The sequence below is a fragment of the Rhodanobacter sp. B05 genome (assembly GCF_002001085.1).
Taxonomy (GTDB): domain Bacteria; phylum Pseudomonadota; class Gammaproteobacteria; order Xanthomonadales; family Rhodanobacteraceae; genus Rhodanobacter.
Genome location: NZ_MUNU01000015.1, coordinates 73,372 through 94,777, shown reverse-complemented (window position 1 = coordinate 94,777; position 21,406 = coordinate 73,372). Strand labels below are relative to the sequence as shown.

The 21,406-nt window shown below is 66.0% G+C and carries 13 protein-coding genes; 8 read left to right on the top strand and 5 right to left on the bottom strand.

Annotated elements, in window-relative coordinates; all coding sequences use genetic code 11:
- Window positions 1-369: 369 nt before the first annotated feature.
- The 5 genes from B0E47_RS16830 (at window position 370) to B0E47_RS09200 (ending at window position 8,375) form a co-directional block, all read left to right on the top strand.
- Window positions 370-1,062, top strand: coding sequence for a hypothetical protein (locus B0E47_RS16830; RefSeq protein ID WP_139351406.1), 693 nt, complete (start codon window positions 370-372; stop codon window positions 1,060-1,062).
- 678 nt (window positions 1,063-1,740) lie between these two features.
- Window positions 1,741-3,159 (top strand): TolC family protein, encoded by a 1,419-nt coding sequence (locus tag B0E47_RS09215; protein WP_139351431.1) that lies wholly within the window; start codon window positions 1,741-1,743, stop codon window positions 3,157-3,159.
- The gene (locus tag B0E47_RS09210) at window positions 3,156-4,217 is read left to right on the top strand and encodes an efflux RND transporter periplasmic adaptor subunit (protein WP_077513916.1); all 1,062 of its coding nucleotides are present in this window, start codon (window positions 3,156-3,158) and stop codon (window positions 4,215-4,217) included. Before B0E47_RS09215 ends, B0E47_RS09210 begins: the two co-directional genes overlap by 4 nt.
- Window positions 4,214-7,306, top strand: coding sequence for an efflux RND transporter permease subunit (locus tag B0E47_RS09205; RefSeq protein ID WP_077513914.1), 3,093 nt, complete (start codon window positions 4,214-4,216; stop codon window positions 7,304-7,306). The genes B0E47_RS09210 and B0E47_RS09205 overlap by 4 nt, the downstream gene beginning before the upstream one ends.
- 31 nt (window positions 7,307-7,337) lie before the next feature.
- Complete coding sequence (locus tag B0E47_RS09200) at window positions 7,338-8,375, top strand: YVTN family beta-propeller domain-containing protein (RefSeq protein WP_077513912.1); 1,038 nt, start codon at window positions 7,338-7,340, stop codon at window positions 8,373-8,375.
- Between the two features lie 106 nt (window positions 8,376-8,481).
- On the opposite strand, the gene B0E47_RS09195 is transcribed toward B0E47_RS09200, so the two are convergent.
- The 3 genes from B0E47_RS09195 to B0E47_RS09185 all read right to left on the bottom strand — a co-directional run bounded on the left by B0E47_RS09195 (window position 8,482) and on the right by B0E47_RS09185 (window position 11,499).
- Entirely contained in the window at window positions 8,482-9,435 is a 954-nt protein-coding gene (locus B0E47_RS09195) for a glycosyltransferase family 9 protein (RefSeq protein ID WP_254422876.1), read from the bottom strand.
- 284 nt (window positions 9,436-9,719) lie between these two features.
- On the bottom strand, window positions 9,720-10,808 hold the full coding sequence (locus tag B0E47_RS09190) for a glycosyltransferase family 9 protein (protein ID WP_077513909.1): 1,089 nt from the start codon (window positions 10,806-10,808) through the stop codon (window positions 9,720-9,722).
- Window positions 10,809-10,857: 49 nt separating this feature from the next.
- Window positions 10,858-11,499, bottom strand: coding sequence for a phosphatase PAP2 family protein (locus B0E47_RS09185; protein WP_077513907.1), 642 nt, complete (start codon window positions 11,497-11,499; stop codon window positions 10,858-10,860).
- Between the two features lie 229 nt (window positions 11,500-11,728).
- Between B0E47_RS09185 and B0E47_RS09180 the strand changes: the two genes are divergently transcribed.
- The 3 genes from B0E47_RS09180 to B0E47_RS09170 all read left to right on the top strand — a co-directional run bounded on the left by B0E47_RS09180 (window position 11,729) and on the right by B0E47_RS09170 (window position 19,078).
- Window positions 11,729-14,656 (top strand): TonB-dependent receptor, encoded by a 2,928-nt coding sequence (locus tag B0E47_RS09180; RefSeq protein ID WP_077513905.1) that lies wholly within the window; start codon window positions 11,729-11,731, stop codon window positions 14,654-14,656.
- A 162-nt stretch (window positions 14,657-14,818) separates the two neighbouring features.
- Window positions 14,819-17,437: a glycoside hydrolase family 3 N-terminal domain-containing protein gene (locus tag B0E47_RS09175; protein ID WP_254422875.1), complete on the top strand. Its 2,619-nt coding sequence runs from the start codon at window positions 14,819-14,821 to the stop codon at window positions 17,435-17,437.
- Window positions 17,438-17,491: 54 nt separating this feature from the next.
- Complete coding sequence (locus B0E47_RS09170) at window positions 17,492-19,078, top strand: glycoside hydrolase family 30 beta sandwich domain-containing protein (protein ID WP_077513903.1); 1,587 nt, start codon at window positions 17,492-17,494, stop codon at window positions 19,076-19,078.
- A 53-nt stretch (window positions 19,079-19,131) separates the two neighbouring features.
- Here the strand turns inward: B0E47_RS09170 and B0E47_RS09165 are convergent, their stop codons facing one another.
- On the bottom strand, window positions 19,132-20,526 hold the full coding sequence (locus B0E47_RS09165; RefSeq protein WP_077513901.1) for an ATP-binding protein: 1,395 nt from the start codon (window positions 20,524-20,526) through the stop codon (window positions 19,132-19,134).
- Window positions 20,523-21,188, bottom strand: a complete 666-nt coding sequence (locus tag B0E47_RS09160; RefSeq protein WP_077513899.1) for a response regulator — start codon at window positions 21,186-21,188, stop codon at window positions 20,523-20,525. The genes B0E47_RS09165 and B0E47_RS09160 overlap by 4 nt, the downstream gene beginning before the upstream one ends.
- Window positions 21,189-21,406: the final 218 nt, after the last annotated feature.

The window sequence follows — 21,406 nt, the reverse complement described above, 5'->3', positions numbered from 1 at the left end:
GGCGTCCGGTCCCAGCAGGCTGATCATGCCTCTTTGGCATTGGCTCACGCGGGCAATCCACAACCCACACTGACCTTCAACTTGTCGCTGCAAGACCATCATCAATTGCAAATCACGCAGAGACGATCAATTTTCACCCGCGAGCGAAAGCTCAGTGCGAGACAAAGCGAAGCGATGGGTAAGAGGATGAGGATGAGGATGATGACTATGCATTGGCGATCACAGTACCCCCGTCACCGGCTTGGCCTTGTGCTTGTGCTTGTGCTTGTGCTTGTGCTTGTGCTTGTGCTTGGACTTGCATCCGGACTCGCCGCAGGGATGCCTGCCCCCACGCAGACGGCGCCAGACCAGGCGGCCGCAGCCAGGGCGATGGATCCAGTGCTGACCCTGGCGTTCAAGGTCAAGCCCGCTGACCGACCCGCGTTCCAAAAGCTTATGACCGACATCCAGGCAACGCGGCTGCGGAAATGGAAGGAACATGGACTGTTGGCCGGCTATCGGCTGTTGGCTTCCCGTTATGCGGATGATGGTCAATGGGACGTGATGGAAATTCTGGACTTCCGCGATGACGCCGCTCTCGCGCGGTGGAATTCGCTTGAAAGTAACTCGGTGGGCGGCCTTTCTGCGGGCGCGCTTGCGCTCGTTCAGTCCGTGACGACAACGCCAGTCGAGCGCGTTGATGCCGGTGGATCGCGCACTGCAAGCGATTCGGCGGTGTTGGTTGTGCCCTATGTCGCGCACGTGTCAGCGGACGAATATCAGAGCTATCTCGATGGCTACACCATTCCCCAATTCAAGGGATGGATCGCCCAGGGCATCCTCGACAGCTATGATGTCTTGACCAGCATCTATCCGGCCGGCCGGCCATGGACGACCTTGATCGTCCTCCGCTATCGCAACGATGCAGCGCTCGCACGCCGTGAACAGGTCAAGGCGAAGGTGCGCGCAGACCTGACCACCGATGCTGCGTGGATGGCTTTCAGCAAGAACAAGAAGAACATACGCGCCGAAGGGGTGGCCGCACTCGCCGACGAACTCGCCGCTTCCGAGGTTGCGCCGTGAAACTGCGCAAGTGGTTGCCAGACTTCGATCCCAATTTCAGGGGCGCGCTGAAAGCTGCAATGCATTGCGCTGCCTGGGTTACACCACGATCACTACGCCAAATTCATCCACACGTTTCCACGAAGACCCCTTTTTCATAAGGGGATCTCAAATCTGAATTTCTCTTCATCTGACTTTCAGCCTCGATTGAGCTTTGCGGCCTATGTTCGGGGCGTTATCGATTGCGCCGCCGACGAGCGCACGCGGGATAAAATCTGATCGCATGAGAATCGGCGGGGCGCGGCGGGAATTCCCAAGGGTGGAAGACAGGAGAAACCATGCGCCATCCGCACCAAGTACATCTGGTCAGAACCTGTGACACCAGCACCACAAGAGATCCGCTTCAAGCAGCAAGCTGCGAACTCCGCTGGAGTCCACGCCGGTCAAGCAGATCGTCGTCACCAGAACACTGATGTCGGTCGCCCGCAACACGGCGGGCATCGCCAGCAGAACCATCGATCCACACGAACTCGACCAGACTGCCTGCAGACGCGGGTTTTGCCCTGGTCCGACGGAGAATCCGGTCACGAATAAGCAAATCCAAAGCCGGCCCCGATAGCTTGGGCGGACATCTGACCGCTGCGCATGGTCGCAGCGAAATATCACAAGGGAGTCCGATTGGTGGGAAAGCTGTCAACAATCAGGGTGGCAGGCCGACAGACCGGGGCGCCAGTGTGGTCACGGGTCGGAGTACTCGTGAGTCTGATAGTCGCCACCGCGCCAACTCTATCCGGCTGCGCTAGCTACACGAGCCTGGCACTGAGCGATGGTCGCGGAGCAAACAGCGTGGCGCAGCTCACCGCACCCACGGCCGGCATGTCGATGCCAATCGCGTCGAGCCATCGGTTCGACCCGAGTGACGGACTGGACGTTACCGAGGTCGCGATGCTGGCCGTGGCCAACAGCCCCGAGCTGCGACTCAAGCGCGACGAGCTGGGCATCGCGCGGGCGCAGGCATTTGCCGCGGGCCTGCTGCCCGATCCGCAACTGGCCTTGTCGGCGGATTTCCCACGCCAGTCCGGTACCGGCCTCAGCACCGCCTACAGCCTTGGCCTCAGCGAGGACATCAGCGCGTTGCTGACGCGTTCCTCGCGCCGCGCGGCGGCGCGCAACCAGGTCAGCCAGGTCAACCTCGACCTGCTGTGGGCCGAGTGGCAGACGGTGGCGCAGGCGCGGCTGCTGTTCGACCAGGTATCGAACCTGCGCGCGCAGCAGGCACGGCTCGCACGCGAGCAGGACGCCCTGGCCACGGTCAGCGGCTATATCCACGCCGCGCTGCAGGCGGGCAACCTCACCTACGACAGCGCCAGCGCCGGCTTGAATGCCGCTGCCGATGTACACAAGCGGCTGGCCGATACGGCGATCGCGCTGCATCAGGCACAGAGCGATCTGCACCTGCTGCTGGGCCTGGCGCCGACGGCGCAGCTCGACCTGGTCGGCGCGCCCTATGCCAGCCGGCCCACGCCGGCGCAGGTGCAGACGGCGCTCGACGACCTGCCGCGGCGACGCCCGGATCTGCTGGCCTTGCAGGCCGGCTACCAGTCGCAGCAGGCCAGGGTGCGCAGCGCGATCCTGGCCCAGTTTCCTGCGCTGAACATCGGCTTCAACACCGCGCGGGATACCAGCGCGGTGTACACCAACGGCCTCAGCATCGGCATCACCCTGCCGCTGTTCGACCGCAACCGTGGCAACATCGCGATCGAACGGGCGACCCGCCAGCAACTGCATGACGACTACGCGGCGCGCGTGCTCGGCACGCGCAGCGACATGCAGCGGATCAGCCGCGACTTGGCCACGCTGGACGGCCAACTCGCCACGCTCACCGCACATTCGCGGCAACTCGACCAGGCCCGCGCATCCGCCGAACGCGCCTGGCAGGCCGGCACGCTGGACTGGCCGACCTATCTGGCGATCCGCAGCAACGCGCTCGGCGCCGATCTCGACCTGCTGGCTACGCAACAGCAGCGCGCCATGCAATCGATCGCGCTGGAAGCGCTGCTCGGCAACACCGACCTGGCCACCCACTCTCCCGTCTCCACGCAAGCATCCACGCCATGAATCGTCCCGCCACCCTGCCCGTGCTGTGCGTCGTCCTGTTGTGCGGCCTGTTGTCCGGTTGCGGCAAGGCGGCGCCGGATGACGACGAAGCCGCCGCAGGCGCGGTCGCGGTCACCACCACCGCACCGGTGCAGCAGACCTTCCACGACAGCATCGAAGCCTGGGGCAGCGCGGCCGGCGACCCGCAGCGTGCGCGTTCGATCAGCCTCGGTCATGGCGGCCAGGTCAGCGCACTGCAAGTGACGGCGGGGCAGAGTGTGAAGCGCGGCCAGCCGCTGCTGACGATCACTCCGGATCCGGTCGCGCGCAGCGCGTATCAGCAGGCGCAGACCGCGTTGAGCCTGGCCACCGGCGAGCTTGCGCGCACCGAACAACTGGCATCGCAGCGACTGGCCACCCAATCGCAATTGGCGACCGCGCGCAAGGCGTTGGCCGATGCGCAGTCGGCGCTCGCGGCACAGCGCGCACTCGGTGGCGACGCCGCCACCGAAACCATCGACGCACCAACCGATGGCGTGGTCACCGGCTTGCAGGTCGGGCTGGGCGAACGGGTCGCTGCGAATGCGCCCCTGCTCAGCTTCACCCCGACACACGCCCTGCTCGCCGTGCTCGGCGTGCAGCCGGAAGATGGCGCGCGGCTGCATCCGGGCCTGTCGGTGCAGTTGCAGCCGGTGTACGGCGCAAGGGAGACCTTTGCCGGCACGCTGCGCATGGTTGGCCAGTCGATCGATCCGCAGACCCATCTGCTCAACGCCCAGGTCGAGTTGCCGGCCACCGCCAGTGCCAGCCTGGTGGCAGGCGCGCCGCTGGATGCGCAGATCCGCACCGCGGACTTCAGCGCATGGTCGGTGCCGCGTGCCGCCGTGCTGCACGACGAGCACGGCGACTACCTGTTCCAGGTCGAACAAGGCCATGCCAAGCGAGTCAATGTGAAATTGCGCAGTGCGCAGGGCGACCCGGTTGGCGTGGACGGTCCGCTCGATGCGAAGGCGAAGATCATCGTGCTGGGCGTGTATGAGCTCAACGACGGTGACGCGGTGCGGGAGTCGGCCAAGTGAGCCTCACCGCATGGATGCAACTGCATCGTCGCTCGCTGCTGTTCCTGGCCCTGATGCTGGCGCTCGGCGGCATCGCCAGCGCGTTCCTGATGCCGGTGGCGCTGTTTCCCAACGTGTCGTTCCCGCGGGTGCAGCTGAGCCTGGATGCGGGCGACCGGCCGGCCGACCAGATGGCGATCGCGGTGACCACGCCGGTGGAGGAAGCGGTGCGCCGGGTGCGCGGCGTACGCGACGTGCGTTCCACCACCAGCCGCGGCAGTGCGGATATCGCGATCACCTTCGACTGGGGCGCAGACATGGCCGCCGCGCTGCAGGAGGTCAACGGCGCGGCAAGCCAGGTATTGCCGCAACTGCCGCCCGATACCCGGCTGTCGACCCGCCGCATGGATCCGACCACCTTTCCCGTGCTGGCCTACAGCCTGCGCTCGCACACGCTGTCGCCGAGCGCGCTGCACGACCTCGCCGAGTACCAGTTGCGCCCGCTGCTGAGCGGCATCGACGGCGTCGCCCAGGTCCAGGTGCAGGGCGGCGAGGTGGCCGAGTTCCATGCCGACGTCGACCCGGGCAAGCTGCGCGCGCTGAACCTGAGCCTGGCCGAGGTATCGGCCGCGGTCAGCCATGCCGCCACGATCCAGGCGATGGGCCGGGTCTCCGACCACTACAAGCTCTACCTGCTGCTGGCCGACAACCAGCCGAAGACCGTCGCCACGCTGCGCGGCATCGTGTTGCGCGCCGGCCCCGGCGGCGTGGTGCGACTGGGCGACGTCGCGCGCGTCAGCCTGAGCCACGTGCCGCAGTGGATCCGGGTCAACGCTGACGGCCAGGATGCGGTGCTGCTGCAGGTCTACCAGCAGCCGGCCGGCAACAGCGTGCAGATCGCCAAGGACGTGAAGCAGCGCCTCGCCGATTTCGCGCCGCAGATGCCGGCAGGCGTGAAGGTGGCCAACTGGTACGACCAGACCCAGCTGGTCACCGGCGCGGCCAGCAGCGTGCGCGACGCGATCCTGATCGGCATCGTGCTCGCCGGCCTGGTGCTGTTCGTGTTCCTGCGCAACACGCGGGTGATCCTGATCGCGCTGATCGTGGTGCCGGCGGTGCTGGCGATCACCGTGCTGCTGCTGCGCGTGCTCGGCATGAGCTTCAACATGATGACGCTGGGCGGCATGGCCGCAGCGGTCGGCTTGATCATCGACGACGTGATCGTGATGCTCGAGCACATCATGCGCCGGCTCAACCAGGGCGAAGGCCACGTGCATGAACGCATCGCCGCGGCGGCGTGGGAGTTCACCCGCCCGCTGACCGGCTCCAGCGCCGCCACCGTGGTGATCTTCCTGCCGCTGGCGTTTCTGACCGGCGTCACCGGCGCGTTCTTCAAGGCGCTGTCGCTGACCATGGCCAGCGCGCTGATCATTTCCTACCTGCTGACCTGGGTCGCCGTGCCGCTGCTGGGCGAGCGCTTCCTCGATCGACGCCACCTCGCCGAGCATCCGCCGTCGCGCTTCACCACGCGCATGATGGACGGCTATCAGCGCGTACTGGATCGCTGGCTGAAACGGCCCGTGCTGGTGTTGCTGCTGGTGCTGCCGCTGTTGCTGGTCGGCGGCTTTGCCTATACCCGGGTAAACACCGGCTTCATGCCGAAAATGGACGAGGGCGGTTTCATCCTCGACTACCTGTCCAAACCCGGCACTTCGCTGGAGGAAACCAATCGCCTGCTCAACCAGGTCGAGACGATCATCCGCGCCAACCCCTACGTGGACACTTACTCGCGGCGCACCGGCCTGCAACTGGGCGGCGGCCTCACCGAGGCGAACCAGGGTGATTTCTTCGTGCGCCTGAAGAGCGGCTCGCGGCCGTCCACCGAGGAGGTGATGACCCAGGTGCGCACGGCGGTGGAGCAACAGGTGCCGGGACTGGATATCGATCTGGCGCAGCTGATGGAGGACCTGATCGGCGACCTGGTGGCGGTGCCGCAACCGATCGAGGTGCAACTCTACGGCGACGACCCGGACCAGCTCAACACCACCGCCGGCAAGGTCGCGGCGGCGATCGGCAAGATCAACGGCGTGGTCGGCGTGCTCGATGGCATCAACCCCGCGGGCGATGCGCTGACCGTGCAGGTCGACCCGGCCAAGGCGGCACTGCAGGGGCTGGACCCGGTCGCCGTCACCGACCAGGTTGCCGCCGCGATCGATGGCACCGTCGCGGCGCAGCTGCCGGTCGCGGGCAGGCTGGTCGGTGTACGCGTGCGCCTGCCGGACGGCGCGCACCAGCGGCTCGACCAGGTCGCGGCGCTGCCGATCCGCGCCGCGGACGGCCATCTGTTTCCGCTTTCGCAGGTCGCCACGTTGCAGCAGGTGCAGGGCCAGCCGGAAATCACTCGCGACAATCTCAAGCGCATGGTGGCGGTGACCGGGCGCATCAGCGGGCGCAGCCTCGGCGCGGTGATCGTCGACGTCAAGCACGCGCTGGCGCAACCCGGCCTGTTGCCGAAGGGCATGTACTTCCAGCTCGGTGGCGTCTATCAGCAGCAGCAGCAGGCCTTTCGCGGCCTCACCATCGTGATGCTGGCCGCGATCGCGCTGGTGTTCACCCTGCTGCTGTTCCTCTACGAAAGCTTCCGCGTGGCGCTCGCGATCATGGCGATGCCGCTGCTGGCATTGCCCGGGGTATTCACCGGGCTGTGGCTGACCGGCATCGAGCTGAACATCTCCTCGATGATGGGCATGACGATGATCGTCGGCATCGTCACCGAGGTGGCGATCTTCTACTTCTCGGAATTCCAGCAAGCCGAATCGGAGCCGGCCGGGCGCAACCTCACCCTGGACGGAGCCCTGCACGAGGCCGGCAAGCACCGCACCCGACCGATCCTGATGTCCACCCTGGCCGCGATCCTGACCCTGCTGCCGCTGGCGCTGGCGCTCGGCCAGGGCTCGCAGATGCAGCAGCCGCTGGCGGTGGCGATCATCTCCGGCATGTTGTTGCAGTTGCCGCTGGTGCTGCTGGTGATGCCGGTGCTGTACGCGCTGCTGCGTCGTCGCGACAAGGCGGCGAATCAAAGTTCAACCGGACCTGCACTGCCAGGCTGATTCTCCCTGCCATCCACCCAAGGTAGCTGCCATGAAAAGACTGCTCTGCTCCCTCCTGCCGGCCTCGTTGTTGCTGCTGGCCATCCCCGTGGCCGGTCACGCCGCGTCGCCCTCCCCCGCTCCTGCGCCGCGACTGCTGTCGACCCTGCCACTGGGCGGCGCGGGCGGCTGGGACTACCTCAGCTTCGACGCGCCGCATCGGCACCTGTTCGTCAGCCATGGCGATCGCGTGCTGGTGATCGATGTCGATCAGCACAAGCAGATCGGCACCATCGCGAATACCCCCGGCGTCCACGGCATCGCGCTGGCTCCCGACCTCGGGCGCGGCTTCATCAGCAACGGCAAGGGCGCCTCAGTCACCGAGTTCGACCTGAATACGCTGAAGACGGTGGCGACCATCGCAGGCACCGGCCAGAACCCCGATGCGATCGTCTACGACCGCCCCTCGCATCACGTGCTGACGTTCAACGGTCACAGCGACAACGCCAGCGTGATCGACCCGGCGAAGGGCGCGGTGATTGCCACGATCGCGCTGCCCGGCAAGCCCGAATTCGCGGTGTCCGATGGCGCCGGCCATATCTACGACAACATCGAGGACAAGTCCGAGCTGGTCGAGATCGACACGGCCAGCAACAAGGTAACCCACGTGTGGTCGCTGGCCCCCTGCCAGTCACCCAGCGGCCTGGCCATGGATATTCGTCATCATCGGCTGTTCTCGGTCTGCGACAACCAGCTGATGGCCGTCACCGATGCGCTCGATGGTCACCAGGTCGCCAGCGTGCCGATCGGCGATGGCCCCGACGCGGTGGTGTTCGACGACGCCGACGCGACGATCTACAGCTCCAACGGCGAAAGCGGCACCATCACCGCGGTACATCAGGACGATCCGGACCATTACCGCGTCAGCGCCACCATCCCCACCCAGGTCAGCGCCCGCACCGAGACGCTGGACCCGAAGCTGCATCGGCTTTACCTCTCCGCGGCGCGCTTCGGCGCCACCCGCCAGCCGAATGGCCGGCACACGATCGTGCCGGGCAGCTTCAGTGTCCTCATGGTGGGCCGCCCCTGATGAACGCCACCGCCGCTCAGGCTGACTGATCCCGATCAATGCCGGCAGGCCATGGAACCCCACTCACGTCACCCGTGAGATGGGGCCATGGCCTTGCAAGCTGAGCCTATGCTGCCGGATCGAGCGAGGTCGAAACCATCTCGGCACTCGCTCGCACCGACAACAGCCTGCTGCACCATTGCGCGGCGGCGGTCGCAACCGCTGCCGCATCCATCCCATGCGTATCCAGCGCCGCGTTGGCTCCGCCATAAGGCGTGTACTTGGCTGGATCGGTGACCGAGAACAGCCCCAGTGTGGGCGTACCACTGGCCGCGGCCAGGTGCATGACGCCACAGTCGGCGCTGATGACGCCATCCATGCAAGCCATCATCGCGGCCATCCGACGCAGGTTACGCGAATAGAACGGGGGCAATCGCGAGCCCAGTTGCGAGCGCCCATGCGCCGCCAGCAGGTCGACCAGGCGCACCTGCGGGCACAGCGACTGGAAGGTCTCCACGAAGCTCCGCCACCAGTCGTCGCTGTAGCACTTGGCACCCGTCGCGTTGGGAAATATCGCCACGGTCGCGCCGCACTGTTCACGCACGCCACCGCACAGCGTTGCCATGACGCTGGATGCTGCCCGCTTTTCCTCGAGCGTCAGATCGAGATTGAGCGGCGGATAATCCGGCTGCTTCGCCACTCCGTAAGCCTGACGCAGCAAAAACACGCTGCGATGCGCCAGGTGATCGGGCCACGCCAAGGCATGCCACGCCGATGCGGGATTCAGTTTCGGGTCGGGAAATCCCAGCTTGTACCTGGCCTGTGCCAGGGCCAGCACGATGCGCCCGGACTGGGATCCATTGCAGGCATCGATGGCCAGATCGTAGCGACCTCGCCGCAAGGCACGCAGCACGCCTGCCGACTGCCACAGATGCCGCGCGATCTTTGGTGGCAACACGAACACGGTGTGGACGCTGAAACGACTTGCATACAGGCATTCGGTCGCATGGCTTCCCACTATGTCGATCTCGGCGCCCGGATAAAGCGCCTCGATTTCCGCAATCAGCGGACTGATCAGCACGCTGTTGCCAAGCCGGTGGTTTGGCCGACACACCAGTACCCGGTGAATGCCGGCTTTCGGCAACCCCCCGGGTTCGCACAGTGAACGACCGACCCGACGGAACATCCGGCGCAGGACCGAGGCCGCCCACGCACGCCCCCGCGCATCCCATGAAGCCGGGCGTCTTCGGGAGTCGGCGGCCGGGACTGGCGGCGCAACGAGAGAACGGATGGTATGGCGTACGGTCATGGCAAGAGCATGAAGCGCCTGGCTTTCAGCACGCTTATCGACCCGTGAGAATCAGGTTAATCGGTTGGCAGCAAACACCCGGACTCATCCTCAGCACGACAAAGCGGCAATCGACACCACGCCTGGGCCACCTGCTCGACCTCGATCTGATCCACCCGCTGGATGTCCGGCAACCCGCCGATCACGGATACCGCACTGCCGCGTCCGCTGCGCGGTGCCCATGTGCGCGGGGAGCGCCCCCCGAAAAGTACCACCAGGGGGCAGCCCAGCGCGGCCGCCAGATGGGCCGGCCCGGTATCCACCGAGATCATGCTGTGGGCAGTCTCCAGCAATGCCTTGAGGCACCCCAGCGGCAACGCCGCCACCCCGATGTCGGGCGTCCCGACGCGAACCACGGCCTGCAACGCCCGCAGATAGCCGGCTTCCGCGGGCGAACCGCACAGCAGCAGCCGCGCCTGCGGCATCCGCTGCCTGATCGCCCGGGCGACCGCAGCCCAGCGCTCGGCCGGCCAGGACTTGACGTCATCAGCTGCCGCACGTACGCCGTTCCAGCGCATGGTGCGCTTGTTGGCCGGCTGCAGCAGCACCAGCGGACGCTGCGCCAGCCCACGCGCCCGCAGCCAGCGCTCGCCATCGGCCCGCTCCGCCGCGGTCACGTTCAGTTCGGGCGCGCCGCAAGGCCCGGCTGGCCCGAGCTCCCAACGTTCGCGAAACGCCATCGGCGTCGTGTCGCTGAAGCGCGCCAGCCAGTCGAGCCAGTGCTCGTCCTCGCACGCCGGCAAATCTTCGATGAACTGGCAGTGCTCCGGCGGTATGCCCGCCAACTTCAGCATCGGTCGCAACTTCGTGCGCGTGCGAAAGGCCGGTTCGGCAATATAGAAAGGGCAGTCGCGCAGACGACTGAGCGCGAGAACCGCCCGCCAGCGACCAGGGCGCATCCACAATGGCCCGTACTGGGTCGCCAGCGGAATGAAGCCTCCCACTTCCGGCTGGGCCGAAAACAGCACGGGCGGCCCGTCACCCAGCGCCAGCAGGTGGCACGGTTGGCCATAGCGCAACGACAATTTCTGCAACAGTGGCTGCAACAGCACCGTGTCGCCGAGGCGACCGAACCGAGCCACCACCGGGCTGCAAGTCATTTTCATCTGGCTCCCAACCGGAGCGCACCGACGCTCCGTACCCGAGCCAAAACGATTACGGCTTGAAATGGTGCACGTAACCCACGCTGAAACCACCGGGAAGCCAGCCCACCAGCAGCGACGACTTGCGCCGCGCCGTCCAGATGCCGATGCCGGTGCCGATCGCGGCACCAACCAGCACGTCACTCTGCCAATGGCCGCGCGTCTTCATGCGGGCGACGGCGTCGTAGGCCGGCAGCAAGGCAAGCGCGTACACCGCGGGGTGCTCACCGCCGTAGTTGACGATAAACGGGGTGACCGCAGCCGACATCGCAGCCACCTCGCCGCTGGGGAAACTCTGCGCATGACTGCCCTGGAAGAACAGGTTGGGATCGCTGGTCTGCGAGGGGCGTTCGCGCTGGAACGTGTACTTCATGGCAGTGGTGGCCACGCCGGTAACCACCAGCGCATCGACGGAACGCCAGAACGTGTCGCCCAACTTGCTTTGGTCGCCCAGGGCGATCGCGCCGATGCCCACCGTGGCGATGGCACCATAGACCAGGGTGGTCTGGTTGCTGCGTTTCCAGATGCCGCTGTTGTCGTAGTGCAGGCGATGATCGATACCCAGCAAGCCGCCGCCGGCACGAGCCGGCTGCACGGGCAGCGTTGTCAGGATGACGATCAGAGCGAATACGGCCAGCGAACTCGAACTGCGCATGTCTGTTCTCCTTGCGGGTAACGAGCGGAGTCCAGGAGCCGCATTTCACGCCAGTTGCCTTTCAATTTGCTGATGTTCTCCGCCGGACGTGAACGCGTATGGCAGCGTCCCGGCGCGATACGCAAGATATTGCGAGACAAGACGGATGACATGACTACTTGCGCGGATGCACCATGGGCTCAGGGCCGTCGACAGACGGCTCCACCATCGAACCCCGAGGAGAGTGCCCATGAAGCATCGTTGTTCGCCGTCGACGTTTTTCGCGCATGCCGCTTCGCCTCGCCCGCGCATGCTGGTCACTGCCTGCAGCGCAGCCTTGCTGTTCGCCGCCGCCGTCCCGCACGCGGCGGCGCAACAGGCGTCCGACCAGGGCACGACAGCAACCCCGCCAGCCGAACAGGCAACAACGAAGGAAAGCACGAAGACGACGGCGCCGACCCGCAAGAAACCCGGGCCGCCAATCACGGAACTGAGCAAGGTCGTGGTGACCGGCATCAGCGGCAGCATCCAGAGCGCGCTGAAGGCGAAGGAGAACTCCAACGATATCGTCGAGGTGATCGCCCCCGAGGACCTGGGCAAGCTGCCGGATGTGAGCATTGCCGACAGCCTGTCCCGACTGCCAGGCCTGGCCACGCAGCGCGTGGATGGTGAGGCCAGCGCGATCTCGATTCGCGGCACGTCGCCGGATTTTGTCGGAACCACGCTCGACGGGCGCGAGCAGGCCACGATCGGCGAGAACCGTGGCGTCCAATACGATCAGTACCCGGCCGAACTGATCAATGGCGTGACGGTGTACAAGACACCCGATGCCAGCGTGATCGGCCAGGGCCTCTCCGGCACGGTGGACCTGCACACCATCAACCCGCTGGATCTGCCCGGACGCGCCATGGTGTTCAACCTGCGCGGCGAGCACGACAGCAACGGCAATCTCAACCCCGGCACCGGCATCGGGGACAACGGGCACCGGGCCAGCTTCTCCTACGTCGATCAGTTCTTCGATCACAAGCTGGGCGTGGCGATCGGGCTCGCCCAGCTCGACCAGCCGATCCAGGAAAAGCAATACCAGGCCTGGTGGTGGAGCGTCGACAACGGCACGGCAGGCATCGACCAGAACTGGGGTGGCCCGCACACGCCGGGCATGCCGGACAACGTGATCTCGCAGGAAGGCATGCAGTTGCGCGCGCAATCGCAGGACCAGAAGCGCAACGGCCTGATGGCCGTGCTCGAATGGGCGCCCAACGAGACGTACTACTCGAAGCTGGACCTGTACTACTCGACGTTCAACAAGAAGAAGTTCACCAACGGCGCGCAGTGGTCCAGCAGTCCCTACGACAACGTCTCCTACGACAACGTGGTAACCACGCCCGCACAGCCCTATCCGATCGTCACCTCGGGCACCGTCAACGGCCTCGCACCGATCCTGCAGAACGAATACACCAAGGAGCACGACAAGCTGTATTCGATCGGCTGGAAAAACGTGTTCTATCTCGGCGACTGGACCGCCATGGCCGACCTGTCCTCCTCCAGCGCCACCGTGCATCTGCACGATGCCTACCTGTTCAGCGGCCTGGCCAATGGCGCCTTCACCAGCGCCAACTTCAACACGCCGGCCGGTTATGGCTATCCGGACTTCACGCCGGCCGTCGACCTGGGCAACCCCGCCACCGTGGTTTTCACCGATCCGGACAACTACGGCTACAACGGCCGCGAGGAATTCGACCAGCAGGACGACAAGATCCACGCCCTGCACCTGCAGGTAAGCCACCCGCTGGGCTGGATCTTCAGCAGCATGGATCTGGGTCTCGACTATTCGGATCGCACCAAGACCAAGCACGCCGACGTCAACTTCGCCTGGCTGGACGGCAACGGTTCCACCCAGGACACCTACCAGAATCACTTCAGCACGCCGATCAATCCGGCCCTGCTCTACAACCCGACAGCGCTGGGCTATGGCGGTATCCCCGGCATCCTCAACTACAACGTGCTGGGCGCGCTGTACAGCCAGTTCTACCTGACCCCGGAAAACGGTCAGGGCGACTGGAGCCGCAACTACACGGTGGAGGAAAAGGTCCCGCTCGCCTACGTCAGGTTCAATATCGAAACGACGCTGTGGGGCATCCCCCTGCGCGGCAACGCCGGCGTGCAGTTCGTGCACACGAATCAATCGTCCACCGCGCTGCAGACCGATGGCAACACCCTGGTGGGCCAGATCAAGGACGGCTCGTCGTACAACAACGTGCTGCCCAGCCTGAACCTGGTGGCCAAGATCGGCGATCGCCAGTACCTGCGCTTCGGCCTGGCCAAGACCATGGCGCGCGGCCGCATCGACGACGAGAAGGTGTCCACTTCCGCCTATGTGTCGCAAATAAAAGACGGCCCGGCGGCCGGGCAGGTGCTCTGGTCCGGCAGCGGCGGCAATCCGCACTTGAAACCTTACGTTGCCGTGGGTACCGACCTTTCGTGGGAGAAGTACTTCGGCAAGGCGAGCTACGTGTCGGTGGGAGTGTTCGAAAAGAACCTGCTGAACTACATCTACAACCAGACCGTGCTCGACTACGACTTCTCGCATTACACCAACGACACGCCGACGCTGGTGCCCACCAGCAACATCGGCTCGTTCACCACGCCCGAAAACGGCACCGGCGGCAAGATGGACGGCCTGGAGCTGGCGGGCTCGCTGGAAGGGGGGCTGGTGGCGGATGCACTGGAAGGTTTTGGCGTGCAGGCGAACTACTCGCTGACCAACAGCCGCATCCCCACCAGCTCGATTTCTTCCATCCCCGGTGGGCCGCAGACACTGCCGGGCCTGTCGCACAAGGTGGGCAACCTGACGCTGTACTACGAGCGCTACGGCTTCTCGATCCGCGTCGCCGAACGCTACCGGTCGTCGTACACCGGCGAGGCCGTGGCGCTGTTCGATCAGCTCGGCTACACCAAGATCCTGGCCAACCGGCAAACCGATCTGCAGGTGGGTTACGCCTTCTCCGACGGCCGCTGGAACGGGCTCTCGATCCTGCTGCAGGTCAACAACCTGGGCAATTCTCCGGACGTAACGGCACAGATTTCCGGTCTGCCCAACAATGTCCAGGTAACCCGTCCGCTGGAATACGACACCTGGGGACGCAGCGTACTGCTCGGCTTCAACTACAAGCTCTAGGAGCCTGTCGGGCTCCTGGAAGCGCGAGAGGCGCCACACCACGGCGCCTCTCCGGTTGAGCCGTGTGTCACGAAAGCGGCAGGCCGTGCCCAGCGCCTGCCGCCGCGAAAATCCCGCGCCTGTAAGATGTCAGGCGAACGCCCCCGACCGACAAGGCTTCCCATGGCCCACTCCCGATGCTTGTGGATGCTGCACGCCACCATGATCGTGCTGGCTGGCGCCGGCAGCGCACATGCCACCGACGCGACGAAAGCAACAGCTCCCGATAGCGCGACGTCACGATCCGTCGATCATCGCGTGCCGGCGTCGACGCACTACACCGACTGGCCGGCGATCAAGAGCAGCCTGCCTGCCGATCCGGCGCTGGAAGCGCGGGTGAAAAAGATCGTGGCCAGCATGACGCTCGCCCAGAAAGTCGGGCAGATGACCCAGGCCGAGATCAAGTCGATCACGCCGGCTGAGGTGACCCGGTACTACATCGGTTCGGTCCTCAACGGCGGCGGCTCCTGGCCCGGCATGAACAAGCACGCCGCCATCCAGGACTGGCTGAGCCTGGCGGACCGTTACTACGACGCATCGATGGCGACCGACGCGGCGATCAAGGTGCCGATCATCTGGGGCACCGATGCCGTGCATGGCGACAACAACGTGCTCGGCGCCACGTTGTTCCCGCACAACATCGGCCTGGGCGCGGCGCACGACCCGGCACTGATCGAAGCGATCGGCGCGGCTACCGCCAGGGCCGTGCGCGCCACCGGTATCGAATGGGCGTTCGCGCCGACCCTGGCCGTGGCCCAGGACGTGCGCTGGGGACGCAGCTACGAGAGTTTTTCCAGCGAGGGTCCACTGGTACGCGAGTACGCGCGTGCCTATGTGCGCGGGCTGCAGGGGGATTTCGGCGACCACAACGTGATGGCGACAGCCAAGCATTTCATAGGCGACGGCGCGACCCACAACGGCACCGACCAGGGCGAGGCCAGGGTCGGCCGCAGCGACATGATCAACGTGCACGGCTCGGGTTACTTCGGCGCGATCCAAGCCGGGGTGCTGAGCGTGATGGCGTCCTACAACAGCTGGGATGACGTGGCCGACGGCATCAACTACGGCAAGATGTCGGGCGCAAAAGCGCTGCTGACCGGCGCGCTGAAGCAGAAAATGGGTTTCCAGGGCTTCATCGTTTCCGACTGGAACGCGATCGGCCAACTGCCGGGCTGCAGCAATGCCAGCTGCCCGCAGGCGATCAATGCCGGCATCGACATGGTGATGGTGCCCGACGACTGGAAGGCCTTCATCGCCAATACCATGCGCCAGGTCGAGAGCGGCCAGATCCCGCTGGCGCGGATCGACGATGCCGTGAGCCGGATCGTGCGCGCCAAGTTGCGCATGGGCCTGTTCGGCAAGCGGCCTTCGCAACGCGCCGGCGCGGGCGACGAAAAATTGCTGCAAAGCCCCGAGCTGGCGCGGCGGGCGGTGCGCGAGTCGCTGGTGCTGCTGAAGAACAACGGCAACGTGTTGCCGCTGAAGCCCGGCGCCAACATCCTGGTCGTCGGCAAGAGCGCCGACAGCCTGCCCAACCAGACCGGCGGCTGGTCGCTCACCTGGCAGGGCACCGACAACAGCAACGCCGACTTCCCCCAGGGCGAGACGATCCTGGCCGGCCTGCGCGCCGCCGATGGCGCCGCCCATGTCACCTACAGCGAAACCGCGCAGGGCATCGACCTGCAGCGCTTCGATGCCATCGTGGCGGTGATCGGGGAGACGCCCTATGCGGAGACGATGGGCGACATCGTGCCATCGGCAACCCTGCGCCACAGCGACCGCTACCCGGAAGACCTGGCGGTACTCAAAACGGTGGCCAAGGCGCACAAGCCGGTGGTGACGGTGTTCGTGGCGGGGCGCCCGCTCTACGTCAACAACTTGCTCAACCTCTCCGATGCGTTCGTGGCGGCATGGCTGCCCGGCAGCGAAGGCGGCGGCGTGGCCGACGTGCTGTTCGCCGCGCCCGGCGGTTCGGGTCGCTACAACTTCAGCGGCACGCTGGCGCGGCCGTGGCCGGGCATGCCCTGCCCCCATGCCGGTACCGACGGCACCGGTGCGGCGCGCCGGGCGTTCGCGCCGGGCTACGGCCTGCACTATCCCGACAGGCACGAATTGCCCGCCTTGCCGACCTTTCCCGGCGTGGATGCCTGTGCCAATACCGCGGGCCTGTCGGTGTTCCACACGCTGGCCGTGCCGCCATTCGCGCTGTACCTGGGCGATGACAGGCCCGCACACCATCCACTTGCCGTCGGCGCCGACCTGAACTCGCAGATCGAGTGGCCGGCCAGCCATCCCGTGCTGCGACTGCGCACGGTGCAGGTCAACACCCAGCAGGACGCCAAGTCCGTCACCTGGCTTGGCACCGGCCGCTTCTACGCGAAGAGTGCCCAGCCACGCGACCTGATGCCGCTGGCATCCGCCCATGCGGCGCTGCAGTTCGACGTGGTGATCGACACGCCCGCCACGGCGCCCGTCCAGGTCTACATGGGCTGCGGCCAGGGCTGCATGAGAACGGTCGAGCTTGCCCGCACCTTCGCCGGCTACGCGAAGGGTTCGCGCCACACCGTGTCGATTCCGCTGCAGTGTTTCATGCGCAAGGGCGCCGACCTATCGCACATCGACGTGCCGTTCGGCGTGCAGGCATCGCCACCCTTTTCCGCCGCCTTCGCCGACGTGAGAATCGTGGAGGATGCCTCGGCCGGCCGCACCGACCTGCCCTGCGCAAGCCTGGGGTCGCCGTGATCGCGGGGTTGTCCCACGTTCGCCGCGGCGAGGGTAATCCGCTGTGCGTGCGCCATGGGTGAGCGCGGGAATCCCCCACGCTGGACGACCGTCTCGTCTTTTGTCCTGATCAGCGTGCTGGCCCTGGCGGCGCTCTATCTGCCGCGGCGCACCGTCCCGGCGCCACCGCCCCAGATCGTTCCCGCGATGCGACCGCTGGGGCCGGCGGTCGAATTGTGGGTGAGTACGCAGGATCGGAAATTGCGCCTGGCGCAGCAACCTGACATCGACGTCAGCGCAGACGACGGAGCGCCGGCGGATGTCGTGGTCGACACCAGCAAGACCTACCAGTCCATCATGGGTTTCGGTGCCGCACTGACGGATTCGTCGGCGTGGTTGATCCAGAACCGGATGAACGCGCTGCAGCGCGATGACTTGCTGCACGAACTGTTCGGGCCGCCACCCGGCCTCAATCTGAACATGATGCGCCTGACCATCGGCGCCTCCGATTTTTCCTTGCAGCAGTACACCCTGGATGACCTGCCGTTCGGCCAGGTCGATCCCGAGCTGCAGCATTTCAATACCGCAGCCAACTTGCGCGATCTGATCCCGGCCGTGCACGAGGTGCTGGCCGTCAATCCCGGGCTGCACATCGTCGCCTCGCCGTGGAGCGCGCCGGCGTGGATGAAGACCAGCGCCAACCTGATCGGCGGCACCCTGCTCGAACCCTACGAAAGCACGTACGCGCAGTACCTCGTCAAGTACATCGATACCTACCGCAGTTACGGCATCCCGATCTTCGCCCTGACCTTGCAGAACGAACCCGGCTTCGTGCCGGTGACCTATCCGGGCATGGAGCTGTCCGCCGAGCAGCGGGCGCGCATCATCGCGCAATATCTCGGTCCCGCCCTGGCGAGCCGCAAGCCGAAGACACGCATCCTCGGCTGGGACCACAACTGGGATCAGCCCGCGCAGCCGTCGAGCGTGCTGGCCGACCCCGACGCTTCGCCTTACGTCGATGGCATTGCCTGGCATTGCTATCAGGGCAATCCCAGTGCGCAGACCGAGGTGCACCGGGCCTATCCCAAAAAGGATGCCTACATCACGGAATGTTCCGGCGGCGACTGGGAATCGAGCAGGAACGGCGAACTGATCTGGTTTGCGCGGGACCTGTTGCTTGCCGGGCTGCGGAACTGGGCGCGCGGCGTCATCTACTGGAACCTGGCGCTCGACGAAGACCATGGCCCCCACTTCGGCGGCTGCGACACCTGCAAGGGCATGGTGACGATCGACTCGCAGACCGGCGCGGTGAGTCGCAACGACTACTACTACGCGTTCGCGCATTTCAGTCGGTTCGTCCTGCCCGGCGCGGTGCGGGTGAACTCCAGCACCACGATCAAGGGACTCGCCAACGTGGCGTTCCGGAATGCGGACGATGGCTCGATCGTGCTGGTGCTGGTGAACGGCAAGACCGACACGCAGCATGTCTCCGTCGTGCAGGACAAGACACGCTTCCAGTACACGCTGCCGCCGGAGAGCGTGGCGACCTTCGTCTGGGGCGGCAAGCACGGCGAAAATGTGTGGCGGCGGCTGTACCAGCGCTTCTTCGAGCGGACACCGGTGCCACCCGCGCCGGACAAGGGCACGACGGGCCGCCGCTAGCCGCGAGCTGGCAGGCCATCGCATCACGCGATGCACCCGGATGGCGTGGCGTGTCACGCGTCGTGCGGCAGCACGACATGCACCCGCAAGCCGTGGCCGAACGGCGAATCGAGCAGATCGATGGTCGCGCCGTGCAGTTCGGCAGCCCGCTGCACGATCGACAGGCCGAGGCCGTAGCCGTCGCCGCGACTGCCGGATTCGCGATGGAAGCGGGCGAACACCGCCGCCCGCCGCTCGCGCGGAATGCCGGGGCCGTCGTCCGACACGTCGATCGTGGTGGCCGACTCGCCCTTGGCAAGCGACAGTTGGACCTGGCCGCCTGCCGGCACGTGGCGCATGGCATTTTCGACGAGATTGCGCAGCAGCGCGGCCAGCGCGGCCTCATGTCCGCGCACCAGCATCGGCCCCTCGTCATGGCTGAAACCCAGCTCGGCACCACTCTCGGCAATCACCGGGGTCAGTTCCTCGATCACGTCGATCGCGACGCCCACCAGGTCGATCGAACGACGCTGTTCCGAGGCCATGCCCGACTCCAGTCGCGCCAGCGCCAGCAATTGCTCGACGCGGCGCGCCAGCGCGGCGACATTGTGCTGGGCGCCGGCCAGGCTCGCGCCGGCCTCGGCGGGGTCGCGAGTGGCAGTGGCGCTTTCGATGTTCAGCATGATCGAGGCCAGCGGGGTGCGCAGCTCGTGCGCCACGTCGGCGCTGAAGCGATGCTCGCGTTCCAGTGCATCGGCGAGGCGCTGCAGCTGGCCGTTGAGCGCATCCAGCACCGGCTGCAGTTCCCGTGGCGTCTGCTCGAGCACGATGGGCTCGCGGCTGCCCAGCGCGCGCGAACCCAGCGCACGGGTCAGCGATTCCAGCGGACGCAACCCCCGCTTGACCGCCCAGCCAACCAGCAGGCCCAGCAACGGCAGCCCGATCAGCAACGGCAGCGCGTGGTCAAACCACAGCGCACGCAGGATGTCGTGCCGGCTGTCGTAGCGCTCGCCGGTGCGGATCACCACGCCATCGGACTTGTCGCTGAGGGTGAACAGACGCCAGCGATAACCGCCGGCGCGGATGTCGCGGTACTCGCCATCGCCGGGCTGCGGTGGCGGCAGCGCGGCAAGATTGGTGGTGGCCAGAATCAGTCGCCCGGACGCATCGAACACCTGGAAACCGACCTCGGATTCGAAGGTATGGCCGTGCTTCCTGATCGCTTGCGCCGGTGGCGCCTCGATCGGCACCAGGCGGTTGCCACCCTGGCGACCACGCAGCGCATCCGGGCCATTCTGCTCGACGATGACCTCCAGCGTGCGTGCCGATTGCGCCAGCCTGCCGTCGGACAGTTCGTTGACCTCCCGCAGCGTGCGCCGGAAGCTGAGCACCGCCAGCGGCAACAGCACCGCGATCATCACCAGGATGATCAGCCAGCGCAGCCGCCCGCGCAGGCTCGGCGCGCTCATGCCGGATCCCGCGGAATCATGTAGCCGAAGCCGCGCACGGTACGCACGGTGTCGTAACTGAGTTTCCGGCGCAGGGTATGGATCAGCACCTCCAGCGCGTTGTTGCCGACCACGTTGTCCAGGCCATACAGCGAGTTGATCAGGCTTTCGCGGCGCACCAGGCGACCGGCGCGCTCCATCAGGATTTGCAGCAGGGCAAATTCGCGTCGGGTCAGCTCGACCGGTTCGTCGCGGAACATCACCTGCGACGTCCCCATGTCCAGCGCCAGCGCGCCGACCTCGATGCGATTGGCGGCCAGGCCCTGGCTGCGGCGACCGAGCGAGCGGATCCGTGCACCCAGTTCATCCAGGTGGAACGGCTTGATCAGATAGTCGTCCGCCCCGGCATCCAGCCCATGCACGCGCGCCTGCACGCCGTCGCGCGCGGTCATCACGATCACCGGCGTCTTCACATGCGCACGGCGCACCTCCACCAGCACGTCCAGGCCATCCATGCCCGGCAGGCCCAGATCGAGCAACACCAGGTCGGCCGTCTCGTCACGCAGCGCGATCAAGGCCTCGCGGCCATTGCGCAGCCAGCTCACCGTGTAGGCAAGGCGTTCCAGCGCGCGCTGGATCGCCGCACCCAGTTGCGGGTCGTCCTCCACCAGGATGATATGCATGCAACCTCCTCCACCTCGCGACCCGGCCGCTGGCCAACCAGCGCTCGCCCGATCCTCGTCGTCACGATCGCGCAACTGGCTTGCGAAACGCTTAGGTCTGCCGCGCAGGGCGGTACCAGCGTACTGCATGGCCGAGCCTTCCAGATTTGCGCGATGCGAGGTCGCCTTCGAGCATGGCGAGCCGCGATTGCCGGGTATCGACCGAACGGTGGCTGAGC

Excerpts from the sequence above, each read along its gene's own strand:
- B0E47_RS16830 (WP_139351406.1), top strand. The coding sequence starts at position 370 with ATGGATCCAGTGCTGACCCTGGCGTTCAAGGTCAAGCCCGCTGACCGA.
- B0E47_RS09210 (WP_077513916.1), top strand. The coding sequence starts at position 3,156 with ATGAATCGTCCCGCCACCCTGCCCGTGCTGTGCGTCGTCCTGTTGTGC.
- B0E47_RS09200 (WP_077513912.1), top strand. The coding sequence starts at position 7,338 with ATGAAAAGACTGCTCTGCTCCCTCCTGCCGGCCTCGTTGTTGCTGCTG.
- B0E47_RS09190 (WP_077513909.1), bottom strand. The coding sequence starts at position 10,808 with ATGAAAATGACTTGCAGCCCGGTGGTGGCTCGGTTCGGTCGCCTCGGC.
- B0E47_RS09185 (WP_077513907.1), bottom strand. The coding sequence starts at position 11,499 with ATGCGCAGTTCGAGTTCGCTGGCCGTATTCGCTCTGATCGTCATCCTG.
- B0E47_RS09180 (WP_077513905.1), top strand. The coding sequence starts at position 11,729 with ATGAAGCATCGTTGTTCGCCGTCGACGTTTTTCGCGCATGCCGCTTCG.
- B0E47_RS09175 (WP_254422875.1), top strand. The coding sequence starts at position 14,819 with ATGGCCCACTCCCGATGCTTGTGGATGCTGCACGCCACCATGATCGTG.
- B0E47_RS09170 (WP_077513903.1), top strand. The coding sequence starts at position 17,492 with ATGGGTGAGCGCGGGAATCCCCCACGCTGGACGACCGTCTCGTCTTTT.
- B0E47_RS09165 (WP_077513901.1), bottom strand. The coding sequence starts at position 20,526 with ATGAGCGCGCCGAGCCTGCGCGGGCGGCTGCGCTGGCTGATCATCCTG.
- B0E47_RS09160 (WP_077513899.1), bottom strand. The coding sequence starts at position 21,188 with ATGCATATCATCCTGGTGGAGGACGACCCGCAACTGGGTGCGGCGATC.